Here is a 12,353-nt window from a genome sequence, read left to right as displayed (position 1 = left end):
AAACGAAAGACAGCCGACAGCATAACATAAATTATGACTGCCGGCTGATCTTTTAGAGTTTGGGACCTGCGGCGCGAAAGCCTCCGGGTGGAGTGGCTCCGCACACTCCGATTACTATGCGAGAACTTAACGGCTCACGCTGGTACGGATTGGTAGGCTCAGCCACTTCGGCATAGTGGAACGGACTTTGTACAATTAATTTGAAGCGAAGCGCGTTTGTATGATATAACAGCCCTCCGGGAATGGCAAGCTGGCAATTTAGACCTAAGCGCCGCCCGGAGGGCTTCTATTTTGAACCTATTTTGCGGATAGACGGCGTGAGGAGCTATAATAATCCTCTCGCCGTCTATTTGATTGCATTGGAAGTTTTATTACCTTTGCAAAGTAAGACCACCGAAAAGGCGCGACAACTTCAAGCCGTGTGGCAAAATAACGATTCCGTAGCTAATGACTACCGATTCGTTGCAGAAGGAGGAGCGGATTTTACCGTTCCTCCGACTTTTTAGAATTGGTCAAAAAGTCGAATGTTCCCAAATGGAACGCAACCCCAATTTTCTCACGTTTCGTTTTATTTTGTCACACTACTTGGAACTGTCAAAAAATCAGAATCATCTATTACACTGATTATAAATATGATAGATAGGAACTGCCGATTTTACGCCATATAAGTGTCTTTAAAAGGCATGCTCGGTATAGACTTTATAATCAACAACTTGGCAGAGGACCTAATTTTTAGCGGCGTGTTCCGTTTTGCACTTTATGTTTTGCGGATTACAAATAATTAAGTTAAACAGATATGTAATATTTATTATTCTGTCATGTTTTCAATATTCCCAGCCATAATGAATGGTAGATTTCTTTTTATTCTATCCTTTGTCCAATCCCACCACCGAAGCGACAGTAGTTGCTCAATAATATCCGGGCTATACCGTTTGCGGATTACTTTTGCCGGTATGCCGCAAACGATAGAGTAAGGAGGAACATCCTTGGTTACGACTGCTCTTGTTCCTATAATGGCACCATCTCCGATTTTTACACCGGCAAGAATAACTGCCTCAAGACCAATCCATACATCATTGCCTATCACGATGTCACCTTTGTTATCCCAAGCGGAGGCTACATTTGACTTTTCCAATTCCCAATCTTCATAAAACAGAGGGAAGGTATAGGTTGACAAAGATTTTAGAGTATGGTTGGCACAGTTGAACAGAAACTTTACACCACAGGCAATGGAACAAAACTTGCCAATTATCAGTCGCTCATGATTAATAGGGTAATGATACAGCACATTATTCTGCTCGAACTGACGAGGGTCTGAGATAAAATCATTGTAAATCGTGTAATCACCTACCTCAATCGACGGGTCTTTAACCACTGCGTTCAGATAAACGGTTTGTGTGTCACCCTTACGGGGATATATTTTATTCATCATATCCTGTTGTTTTTTGAATTGTATAATTTCAGATAAATAAAAGATTGAATACCGAGCATTATCACATATAGATATTCTACGCTCCAATAAGTTGCCAATCGGACATTGAGATTACTCAATCCCCATAAACAGAATAAATAGGCGATAGTAGTGATTACTTGAAAAAAGAATACGGTCTTTGTTGCACCGGTACCTGTCACCGCATTAAGATAAATATAACCCGGCAGTGCGAAGAAGTAGTTCAGGAGCATAACCACATATGGTTGCCATGCGATTTGCTTAACAACCGGATTTTCAGTATATGCTCCGATAATTAATGAATGAAGTGACAACGCAATAATAATCAATGGGGTGCCGATATAAAGCCCCAATCGGATTATCTTATGACAAAGCGGAAAAACAGCATTTCTCTCACCGGCACCAATTAAATTGCTTACCAAAGAGCTTGTGACAGCCGCAAACGCAGTTACTATAACAGAGAATAAAGCGGAAACACTTCTTACAATATTAGATACCGCCAATTCGATTTCTCCCAATCTCTCAATAGCGATAAAAAACAAGAACCAGATGGCTACGCTTGTAAAAAACTGGAGCATACTCCAGACAGAGACAGAAAACACATCTTTTAGTATTTTTATGTTTATACGCCAAGATAAACCATACTTGTGTTTTCTTACGCAAAGAAACATATAAGCTACCAATATCAACAATGAGCAGAACTCTGCAAATGAAGAGCCGATAGCGGCTCCTGATATACCCATATCATATCTGAAAATCAAAAGCCAATTGAGAGGGATGTTCATCAATACGGCAGTCAAAGCGGCTAAATTAAGAGGTCTTGTTTCTGTAATGCCGACTAAAAACGAGCGGACGGCAAGAAACGGGAAAGAGAAGAACAATCCTATTATACGCCAATCCAGATACTTGACAACAGCATTATAGACTTCGGGAGAGGTAATCAGATACTTTAATAGTTGTGGAGAAAAGAACTTTGATAACAGACAAAGTAATGACGCGAGTATCAGCAAGAAACACAGTCCTTGAAAAAACGTTGTTCCAGTTTCTTCGTATTTTTGTTCTCCGTTGCGCCGTGCAATTACAACTTGCAGCCCTACACTGAACCCTAAGCCAAGCATATAGATTGCCAAGAACCATATTCCGGCAAGTGCGGATGCGCCAAGTTCGATTTCACCGATATGCCCCAAGAACAAGGCATCGGTTATATTTATCAGCTGTTCAATAAGAAAGCTCATCATCACAGGATATGCGATGAGCCATATTTGTTTATAGCTATAATTCACTTGTTCAAATCAATATGATAAGATACAGTAAGCCACACCACATAATGCGGTGTAACGCTGCCTAATGTAAAATGAAATTGTAAAATGGGGATATATGGCAAAGCAATAAAGGGCAGGCTTCGATAAGCCTACCTATTGCTGAATAGCATTAGTTGAGAGTGCTATTCGTTGAGCGTAGCTATATGCACAACTGCCATTTCATATTGTTGAACTGTGCTGTATTTTCGATTTGTTCCACAAAGTTAATCATTATATATGAGTTTGCAAAATAATCCCTTTTTGAGTGAGTGTTATGACGGCTACGGTAAATCCGTATCCCTCAGTCTTCTGCCAGTTGGTTAACTCCTGCGCTGTGCCACGGACGAATTTAATCGCCGCGACAACCTTTAGCTCAACGAGTTTACGAGTTAATCACTGCGCCCGGTGGAAGTTTCTCTCTACGCTTCGCTGAGAGCGCCAAGGCGATAACACCACCTCGTCTTTTGCAGCCTCCATCGTCTCGACTGCTATCGGCTCGTAGCCGGCTCGCGTAAGCAAGCCAACCATGAGCCGACGGTCGGAGTCGGAGGCATCTACAATGAGGATTTTGTTCATTGTTAGATAAATTTAGATTATTAAAATACACAGTCAGATACGTTCCATGAAAGAGCATGAAACGTATCTGAGTTTTGTAGTTATTTGTTAGAATATCACATAAGCCATGTATTATTTGGTGCGGCTTACCACATGTATGGTTTTGCCTTCTTTATCGAGCAAATTCAGTTTAAGATTCTCTTTGTCGGCGGTCAGGACAGAGAATCCGGGAGAATCGTTGCAAAATACGGTGCCCTCGATTTCTTTCGGAGTCCGTGTGAGGGAGCCGGATGTGTTGACCACATAGTCGATTTTTGAATCCGGGCGGCGGATGTGCTGGTAATTGTGGATATGACCGCAGATATACATGTCCACATTGTGCATCCGCAGAATTGTGTCAACTTTCTTCTGCATATCTGTTCGCTCAGATTCCGACTTGTCGGTATAGGCATAGATGGGATGATGACCGACCACAACGATCCAGTCTTCCGTCGCCTCTGTCAAAGTCTTTTCGAGCCATTGCAACTGGGCTTCGGTATCCTGATTCACAGCATCGGGATATGTGTCGGTCTTTTTCCTGTATTTGTCAATCAAAGGAGTAGTGTCGAGAAATACCACCTTGACAGTTGTCCCTTCATCTTCAAAGGTCTTGGTGTAATATCTTGCCGGCATCTCCAAACGGCGGGATATGTCGGAATAGTCGATAACCGCCTGAGTGTTGCCGCGATATTCATGGTTGCCGCAGACGGGATACCAGTTCACCATAAGCTCCGGGTGGTCGTAGATAAGCTCATAGTTGGTCATCCACAAGGGATCTGTCACACTCTCCACTCCGCCGTAGTGATGTGTGTCGCCAAGAGCAAGAATAGCATCGGGTCCTATTTGTTCTGCAATTCTGCCCATTGTCGCGGCAACAGGCTTCTGGTCATAGTGGCCGTTGCGTCCGAGGTCTGACACTACCATCAGGTTCACATCGCCTTTGGCGATTTCAGTCTGGGCAATGGCTCCAAAAGAGGGGATGAGAGCCAAAGCCGCGATAAATAATTTACGAATCATTGTTTTGTATTTTTAGAATGTTACTTTTACACCGCCGTTGAGTTTCACTCCGTAATATTCCTGCTGCATCGTGTAGTCCTTGCTACCTTGATAATAGCGCAGAGGCTGGTTGAGGAGGTTATTGCAGTCGGCATATACGGTTATTTTTGTTTTGCGCCCGAATGTGTAGCTGACGTTCAGGTCCAGATATTTCACGGCATCATAGTATCGGTCGTAGAACGAACTTGCGCCCATTTCATCGATAAATGCCGAGGCATAGTTGAATGAGGCTCTTGCGGAGAAACCGCACTTGTCGAAATATAGCGAGAGATTGGCTGTATGCTCGGGAGAACCGGGCAAGCTAAGGCCTTTCTCGTTTTCACGACCCTCGAAGTTGAAGTCGGTAATGCGTGAGTGGGTATAGGTGTATGTAGCGTAAAGTCCGAGACACTTCATCGCCGGTGTGATGAAACTGAAATCGCGCTGCCATGCCATTTCCACTCCGAAAAGATTAGCGTTTCCACCGTTTTTAGGTTGTGTGAACTTAGTCCAGACAGTACCCTGATACTCCTTGTTGTATGCCACTTCGTCCACGATGAATCCTTCTATTCTTTTATAGAAAATTCCGGCGGACACAAGTCCGATTGATTTCCAGTAATATTCAGCGTTGAGGTCGATATTGTGAGATGTCGTTGCTCTCAGACCGGGATTCCCGATCCTTATCTCATTGTCGCCACGTTTGATATTCATGCCGGGAACGAGTGCGGAATATTTTGGCCGGGATATGGACTGGTTATAACCGGCACGCAGCATGAAATCCTTGTTGATGTCCCATTTCAATAATAATGAGGGGAGGAAATTTATATAATTTGAAGTCTCAGGCTCGGTCTTGGAGACGCTGTTGGATTCATCATCGTAATTTCTGCCTATGTAACGCAGTGATGTGTTCTCGACACGCAGACCGCCCATAAAGTTAAGGTGGTCGGAAAGTCTGGAATCAATACGCACATAACCTGATGCCACATTCTCCCTCGCATGGAAATTGCCCGCAAGTTCCTCTGCAATTTGCTCTCGTTCAAACAAATTGGAATCGTCAAGATTGAGGGAGCCAAGAAATTTCTTGTCAACGAATGTGCCGGCCTGATATTTTGAGGAAGGCATGAATCTGTCGGTACTTTGGTCTGTGGTATGTGCAAGCGCATCTGCGTTAAATGCCTTTTTGTCAAGCGGAGTGTATTCGTAATAGTCTATCTCCTTATCTTTTGTCTTGTTCACGAACTTGCATCCAAACTTGATTTTTGAGCGTTCGCTAAGTCGGGCCTTGAAATCCAGTGCCGCCTTGAAGTCCTGCTCCACAATATCCTCCTGCTGCTGTGTAAGCTCTTTGAGCGAAAAGTCATCATTCAAGGTCATTGTATATCCTTCATCGGGAGTGGCAAATGGCTCTCTCGGATTACTCAGGTCGAAACTGAACCTCTGCGATTTGAGACGGTAGTCGATGTATCTCTCATTCGGGCGTTTCTCCGTAGCCCGTGCATATCCCAGTTTCCAGTCCATGCCAAGGATACCTAAACGGTTTTCACCTCCCAAAGTGAAATCCATTGTCCGTTGGCGTTCAAGACGGGCGTTTCGTTCGTCACCCGAACCTCCTTTTGTCTGGACACGCACATCGGCTTTCCCTTCGGGCGTAATGTCTTTGAGTGTTGTCCTGTAACGGTTTTCCCAATCATTGCGGTTGTTGAAAATACCCTTGAACCAGACCTTGTTGAAGTCATTGAACTTCCAGTCGAGCGACAATGAGTAGCTCTGTCGCTCTCGTGTGACATAATACTGCCTTATCTGATAGTCGTTGACATAGATTTTGCCGTCGTCATCCTTTTCCCATATAAATTCTGTATTATATGATCCGGCTGGCGCATTATTATAGGAGGCCGCAAGCATCACTCCGAAGCGGTCATTGAAGAAACGGTTACCGAGAGTGAGGCCGAAATTCATCTGAGCCTTACGGCTTATCCAGTTGTAGCCTGTTCCCGCTACGGCCCCGACAGTAAATCTGTGTGGCGAATTTTTAGTAACGAGGTTGATAGAACCGCCGATAGCATCGCCGTCCTGATCCGGCATAAGTGTCTTGCTGACCTCTATTGTCTGAATCATATCGGACGGTATAAGGTCAAGCTGAACATTGCGAATGTCTCCCTCGGCCGATGGCAGTCTTGACCCGTTGATTGTCACTGAACTGAACTCAGCCGGAGTGCCGCGTACCTGACCGAAGCGGGCCTCGCCCTGATCATACTGCACATTGATACCGCTTATCCGTTTCAGAGCGTCTCCGATATTCGAGTCGGGGAATTTGCCAATCTGGTCGGCAGACACCACATTGGTTATATTGACATTATTCTTCTGGGCATTTATGGCTCTCTGCTGCCCGGAGAAAACGCCGGTCACTACAACTTCATTCAGTTCCCGTGATGTATCCGACATTACAATGTCGTCAACCGTCGATTTTTCCGAAACCACGATTGTTTTACTGACCGGAAGAAAACCGATATAAGTTACTTTCAGATTATGATTCCCGGATGAAAGGTTGGCAAACGAGAAAAAGCCGTCGAGATCTGTAACCGCCGACAGCTTGTTGCTGTCAATGATAACCACCGCCCCCGGCAGCGGGTTCTTCTCATTGTCAAGGATGCGGCCTTTAAGTTGTCCGTATTTCGGACTGTCAGCCGCCATAATGGTCAGACTTGAAGCAAGTGCGACCCAAAAAGTTGACATTACTTTTTTCATTGTGATTGTTGTTTTGTTTCTGATTCACGCTGCAAAATTCGCCAACTAATATTTCATGGGTTTATCAGATTTGTTTAGATTTTATGAAATAAATTGTGTCATTAAACTTTTATTAAACTTTTGATCATTAGGATAGTATTTAACCGATTATTAGTAATTTTGCGGCATGGAAACAAAAAAGAAGATACTTGTTGTCGATGATGAGGAAGCCCTGTGTGACGGCCTTGGATTCAATCTTGAAGCGGAAGGCTATCAGGTCGACATGGCGTATAGCGCGGAGGAGGCTCTTGCCCTCAACCTTGCTGCCTATGACTTGATACTCCTCGATATTATGATGGGGGAAATATCCGGGACTCAACTGGCACGCATAATGAAGTCGAATCCGGCAACGGCCTCCGTTCCCATCATATTCTGCACAGCAAAAGACACGGAGGAGGATATGATTTCGGGACTCGATCTCGGGGCTGATGACTATATCATGAAGCCATATTCTCTTAATTCTGTGCTTGCCCGAATAAGGACTGTGCTTCGCCGTACGGCGGCTTATGTCGCACCTGCCAAGACTGATTCTGACCTTGTTTCATACAGGGGGCTGGTCCTGTCTTCAAAAAACAGGACCTGCACGGTTGACGGGACAGAGGTGAGAATGCCCAAAAAGGAGTTTGAGATACTGCTCAAACTAATCTCCAACCGGGGGCAGGTTTTCACCCGCGCGGATTTGCTCAACGAGATATGGTCCGACGAGGTTGTGGTGCTTGACAGGGTTGTAGATGTGAACATAACCCGTATACGCCAGAAAATCGGCATCTACGGCAAGAATATTGTAACTCGCTCGGGCTACGGTTATGGGTTTATTGAATAAGCTCTCCTATCCGCAGCGGCTGTTCGTGTGGCTTCTTGGATATTCCTTGCTGATGGTCGGTTGCTTTGTCGTGTTTCAGTATCACAGGGAAAAGGAATTCAAGGCGGAGGAGATTGACAAGCAACTACAGCTTATCAACACATATATCCTTACCGAACTTGGTGAGGGACACGATGTGCCGGATATCAGACTGGACGATTTCAAACCGTTTGACGATATCCGTGTCAGCGTAATTTCCGACAAAGGACATATAATATATGACAACACACTTGATTCCCTGCCTAAAACCAACCACCTTGACCGTCAGGAAATACGGGATGCCGTACGGCATGGGGCGGGCTATGCTGTAAGACGGCACAGCGAGAGTACGGGCAACTACTATTTTTACTCGGCGAAAAAGAGCGATGACGGGAATATTGTCCGTACTGCGGTGCCGTATTCGGTTTCATTCAGAGGTCTGTTGCAAGCCGATTATGGCTTTCTGTGGATTATGGGGATTATCACAATGGTGATGTGCGTACTTGGCTATTTCGCAACCCGAAGGGTCGGCCTCCACATAATCAGGCTGAACAAATTTGCGGAAAACGTGGAAAACGGTGCCCAGATTTCCGACACAGAACCGTTCCCTCATGACGAGCTTGGCGAGATTTCAAACCACATTGTCCGCCTTTATGCCCGTTTGCAACAGGCTGTCGCCGACAGGGACAGCGAACATCGCGCCGCCCTCCATGAACAGCTTGAAAAGGAACGCATCAAAAAGCAACTCACGAATAACATAAACCACGAACTGAAAACCCCGGTCGCATCAATCAGGGTCAGTGTGGAGACGATGCTGGCACACAGGAATATGAGCGATGAAAAGCAGATATTGTTCCTGCAACGTTGTCTTACAAACACAGAAAGGCTCCAAAGGCTTCTGACCGATGTCTCGCTCCTGACACGCATGGACGACGGAAGCGCCTCTATATTGAAAGAACTGGTTAATCTCACGGATATAATAAATGATGTAGTTGAGGACCGACAGATAATCGCCGCCACAAAGGGCATAAGGATTGAGAATTTTGTTTCTCATAACGTAATCATGGCCGGTAATGCTTCTCTGCTTGAGGCCGTTTTCAACAACCTTATAGACAATGCGATTGTTTATAGTGGAGGAACCAGAATAAAAATAGAATTAATCAGTATCGACAACGATAAAGTTGTAATTGCATTGTCCGACAACGGATGCGGCGTTCCTCCCGAACACCTGCCAAGACTGTTTGAAAGGTTCTATCGCATTGACAAGGGACGGTCACGAGCGGCCGGTGGCACCGGACTCGGGCTTTCGATAGTGAAAAACGCCGTGATTCTTCATGGCGGTGAAATCTTCGCCGAAACTCAATGCTCAGGCGGATTATTGTTCAAAATAACATTTTTAAGAAACTCAAAATGAAGACAAAACTAAAAATCGCGCTTGTAGCTCACGACCAACGCAAAGCCGATATGGTAGATTGGGTAAAATTCAACGCCCAATACCTTTCACAGCATGAGCTGGTATGTACCGGCACGACTGGAGGGCTTATAAAGAATGCTTTCTCAGAAGCAGGAATGGATGCCCAAGTCGAATGTATGAACTCCGGACCGATGGGCGGTGATGCCGAAATAGCGGCAATGGTGGTAAGAAACGAAATTGATCTTGCCATATTCCTGATAGACGACCTCAATGCGCAGCCCCACGAGGCGGACATTCAGATGCTTTTGCGTCAATGTCGTCTCCACAACGTGCCGATTGCCTGCAACCGAATAAGTGCGGACCTGATGATTTCAAGCCGTCTGTGGAATGACCCGACGTATAAACCCATCGAACAGAGCTATATAAGGTTTGACCGCAATTAAACTCTCTGTCAGTCCGGCAGTTTTAATAAATGGTTAAGGATTTTGAAATAATCATGAAATGTTTTCTTAGTTACTTTGCGGCAGAATAAGTAATTGAGAAAACAATGGAAATACTGTTTCTTTGCGTAGTAATTTTTCTTTTCCTGCTGGCCGTGTTCGACTTGTCAGTGGGTGTGAGTAACGATGCTGTCAACTTCCTGAACTCGGCTATCGGGTCTAAGGCGGCATCATTCAAAAGAGTCCTGATTGTCGCTTCCATCGGTGTGTTCATCGGTGCGGCAATGAGTAACGGAATGATGGAGATTGCCCGGCACGGAATTTTCCGTCCCGAGCATTTTTCGTTCTATGACCTTATCTGCATCTTCATGGCGGTAATGGTCACGGACATCATCCTTCTCGACGTGTTCAACTCGCTGGGTATGCCTACCTCTACAACCGTGTCAATGGTTTTCGAGCTGCTGGGAGCCACCTTTGTCGTTGCATTGATTAAAATGGCAGGAGGCATCGGTCTCGGTTTTGATGACTTGCTTAACACGGAGAAAGCCCTGTCGGTGATTCTCGGAATATTCCTGTCGGTGGCGATAGCCTTTTTCTTCGGAACGGTGGTGCAGTTCATATCCCGTATGGTGTTCTCGTTCAATTACCGGAGCAACCTGAAATGGAAGATAGGAATATTCGGAGGTATATGTGCAACTGCGATTGTTTACTTTCTTCTGATTAAAGGGGCTAAAGATCTTTCTTTCATGACCCCTGAACTGAAAGCGTGGATAAAAAACAATACTGCGCTGATCATACTGTCCTGTTTCGCAGTTTTTACAGTGCTGATGCAACTGCTCCATGTCTGCAAGGTTAATGTGCTGAAAGTAATTGTGCTGATGGGTACATTCTCGCTTGCCGTGGCATTTGCAGGTAATGACCTTGTGAACTTCATAGGTGTTCCCTTGAGCGGTCTGGCTTCATATCAGGATTTTATGGCTAACGGCGGAGGGGACTCCAAAGGTTTTCTTATGGATTCACTTAACGGCCCGGCAAATACACCGATATATTTCCTCATCGGTGCCGGAGTCATAATGGTGGTGTCACTTGCAACGTCAAAAAAAGCCCGGAATGTGACCAAGACTGAAATCGGTCTCGGAAGCCAGCAGGGTGGCGATGAGATGTTTGGTTCTTCCCGCATTGCCCGGCGGCTGGTAAGATGGACCTTATCATTCCTTTCTTGGTTAAGGCGTGTCACACCCGCGAAAGTACGCCGTTGGTTCAACCGTCGTTTTAATGTGGATGAGACCATTATGGATCAAGGTGCGGCTTTCGACCTCATACGCGGCTCTGTCAATCTAGTACTTGCCGGAGCACTCATTGCCCTCGGCACCTCACTGAAACTGCCCCTGTCAACCACTTTCGTAACATTTATGGTCGCTATGGGTACTTCTCTTGCCGACAGGGCATGGGGGCGTGAAAGTGCTGTGTTCCGCATCACCGGCGTGATTTCCGTAATCGGCGGTTGGTTTCTTACTGCGGGTGCGGCGTTTATCGGCGCAGGACTGATTGTTGCAGCAATGCACTATGGTGGTCAGTGGGTGATGCTTCTGTTGGCGGCTTTGACGATATTCATAATCATCAACAGCAACCGGAGGTTCAGAAAGAAGACACAAGAAGATAACGGTGATGCACTGTTCCAGACTATAATATCCACTCAGGATAAAACACAGACATGGCCGTTGCTTATGATGTATATCACCGAGCAACAAGAGAAGTTCATGACCTATGCCGAGGAAAAATACCGGGATATAACATCGGCTTTCATAACTGAGAGCGCCGGGATTCTCGGCAAGACGGAATCGAGTCTCGCCCGCCAGAAAACCACGCTTAAAAACGCCCGCCGTAAGGAAACTCTATGTCTGCGTCATTTGACACGCGAGATGGCGATAGAAAAAAGCACTTGGTTCTATCTCAGCAACAACTGCTGTATGGGCATACTTTACAACCTGCGCCGCATCAACGAGGTCTGCAAAGAGCATGTCGACAACAATTTCCTTCCTCTGCCTCCCAAATATACTACTGAATACGAGATGATACGGACACAAATAAGTACACTGTTCAATGATACCGTCAAACTTATGGGGAGCGGGGATACAGATATGATAAGTACACTTCGCCGACACTGTGACGAGATAAAGGATACTGTTTCCGACACATATCATCGTGTGCATGACCAGCTCCGCGACGGAGACACATCGGCAATGGCTGTTCTGTATGTCTATGTCAATCTGCTTCAGGAAACGCAGGAAATGGTATCGTCAATAAGGAAATATCTGCGGGCGTTTGCCAAGCTGCGCGACTCGGATTTCCGCACACGCCCTGCCAAAATCATGGTACCAACAGCATAAAGTCTAAGGTAAAAAAGATTGTTCCTAAGATTGAGATGGGAGTGCATATCTCCCATCTTTTTTATGTCGTAATTGACTGATAGATTTAATGTTTATCTAATATT

10 protein-coding genes are annotated in these 12,353 nt (G+C 45.5%); 5 read left to right on the top strand and 5 right to left on the bottom strand.

Features of this window, described 5'->3' with window-relative positions:
• Window positions 1-242: 242 nt before the first annotated feature.
• On the top strand, window positions 243-506 hold the full coding sequence (locus E7745_RS14095) for a hypothetical protein (RefSeq protein ID WP_107032982.1): 264 nt from the start codon (window positions 243-245) through the stop codon (window positions 504-506).
• A 302-nt stretch (window positions 507-808) separates the two neighbouring features.
• Here E7745_RS14095 and E7745_RS14090 read toward each other — a convergent pair whose 3' ends face one another.
• From E7745_RS14090 to E7745_RS14070, 5 genes are all read right to left on the bottom strand, one after another.
• Entirely contained in the window at window positions 809-1,432 is a 624-nt protein-coding gene (locus E7745_RS14090; RefSeq protein ID WP_107032981.1) for a CatB-related O-acetyltransferase, read from the bottom strand.
• Window positions 1,429-2,733: an MATE family efflux transporter gene (locus E7745_RS14085; RefSeq protein WP_240740330.1), complete on the bottom strand. Its 1,305-nt coding sequence runs from the start codon at window positions 2,731-2,733 to the stop codon at window positions 1,429-1,431. The genes E7745_RS14090 and E7745_RS14085 overlap by 4 nt, the downstream gene beginning before the upstream one ends.
• A gap of 411 nt (window positions 2,734-3,144) precedes the next feature.
• Window positions 3,145-3,327: a hypothetical protein gene (locus E7745_RS14080; protein ID WP_136409082.1), complete on the bottom strand. Its 183-nt coding sequence runs from the start codon at window positions 3,325-3,327 to the stop codon at window positions 3,145-3,147.
• 111 nt (window positions 3,328-3,438) lie between these two features.
• The gene (locus tag E7745_RS14075; protein WP_136409081.1) at window positions 3,439-4,362 is read right to left on the bottom strand and encodes a metallophosphoesterase; all 924 of its coding nucleotides are present in this window, start codon (window positions 4,360-4,362) and stop codon (window positions 3,439-3,441) included.
• A gap of 12 nt (window positions 4,363-4,374) precedes the next feature.
• Window positions 4,375-7,125, bottom strand: a complete 2,751-nt coding sequence (locus E7745_RS14070; protein ID WP_136409080.1) for a TonB-dependent receptor — start codon at window positions 7,123-7,125, stop codon at window positions 4,375-4,377.
• Between the two features lie 166 nt (window positions 7,126-7,291).
• On the opposite strand from E7745_RS14070, the gene E7745_RS14065 reads away from it, so the two are divergent.
• The 4 genes from E7745_RS14065 to E7745_RS14050 all read left to right on the top strand — a co-directional run bounded on the left by E7745_RS14065 (window position 7,292) and on the right by E7745_RS14050 (window position 12,249).
• Window positions 7,292-7,987, top strand: a complete 696-nt coding sequence (locus tag E7745_RS14065) for a response regulator transcription factor (RefSeq protein WP_136409079.1) — start codon at window positions 7,292-7,294, stop codon at window positions 7,985-7,987.
• Entirely contained in the window at window positions 7,971-9,419 is a 1,449-nt protein-coding gene (locus E7745_RS14060) for a cell wall metabolism sensor histidine kinase WalK (protein WP_136409078.1), read from the top strand. Before E7745_RS14065 ends, E7745_RS14060 begins: the two co-directional genes overlap by 17 nt.
• Window positions 9,416-9,862 (top strand): methylglyoxal synthase, encoded by a 447-nt coding sequence (locus E7745_RS14055; protein WP_124075907.1) that lies wholly within the window; start codon window positions 9,416-9,418, stop codon window positions 9,860-9,862. The genes E7745_RS14060 and E7745_RS14055 overlap by 4 nt, the downstream gene beginning before the upstream one ends.
• A 104-nt stretch (window positions 9,863-9,966) precedes the next feature.
• Window positions 9,967-12,249: an inorganic phosphate transporter gene (locus E7745_RS14050; RefSeq protein WP_124075908.1), complete on the top strand. Its 2,283-nt coding sequence runs from the start codon at window positions 9,967-9,969 to the stop codon at window positions 12,247-12,249.
• The last annotated feature ends 104 nt before the right edge of the window (window positions 12,250-12,353 follow it).

The organism is Duncaniella sp. C9, from assembly GCF_004803935.1.
Lineage (GTDB): Bacteria > Bacteroidota > Bacteroidia > Bacteroidales > Muribaculaceae > Duncaniella > Duncaniella muris.
Note: the sequence above shows the minus strand (reverse complement) of the source record. Positions and strands in the feature narration are given on the sequence as shown.

What these genes read in the sequence shown, in the direction of transcription:
- E7745_RS14095 (WP_107032982.1), top strand. Translation starts at nt 243, where the DNA reads ATGGCAAGCTGGCAATTTAGACCTAAGCGCCGCCCGGAGGGCTTCTAT.
- E7745_RS14090 (WP_107032981.1), bottom strand. Translation starts at nt 1,432, where the DNA reads ATGATGAATAAAATATATCCCCGTAAGGGTGACACACAAACCGTTTAT.
- E7745_RS14080 (WP_136409082.1), bottom strand. Translation starts at nt 3,327, where the DNA reads ATGAACAAAATCCTCATTGTAGATGCCTCCGACTCCGACCGTCGGCTC.
- E7745_RS14075 (WP_136409081.1), bottom strand. Translation starts at nt 4,362, where the DNA reads ATGATTCGTAAATTATTTATCGCGGCTTTGGCTCTCATCCCCTCTTTT.
- E7745_RS14070 (WP_136409080.1), bottom strand. Translation starts at nt 7,125, where the DNA reads ATGAAAAAAGTAATGTCAACTTTTTGGGTCGCACTTGCTTCAAGTCTG.
- E7745_RS14065 (WP_136409079.1), top strand. Translation starts at nt 7,292, where the DNA reads ATGGAAACAAAAAAGAAGATACTTGTTGTCGATGATGAGGAAGCCCTG.
- E7745_RS14060 (WP_136409078.1), top strand. Translation starts at nt 7,971, where the DNA reads ATGGGTTTATTGAATAAGCTCTCCTATCCGCAGCGGCTGTTCGTGTGG.
- E7745_RS14055 (WP_124075907.1), top strand. Translation starts at nt 9,416, where the DNA reads ATGAAGACAAAACTAAAAATCGCGCTTGTAGCTCACGACCAACGCAAA.
- E7745_RS14050 (WP_124075908.1), top strand. Translation starts at nt 9,967, where the DNA reads ATGGAAATACTGTTTCTTTGCGTAGTAATTTTTCTTTTCCTGCTGGCC.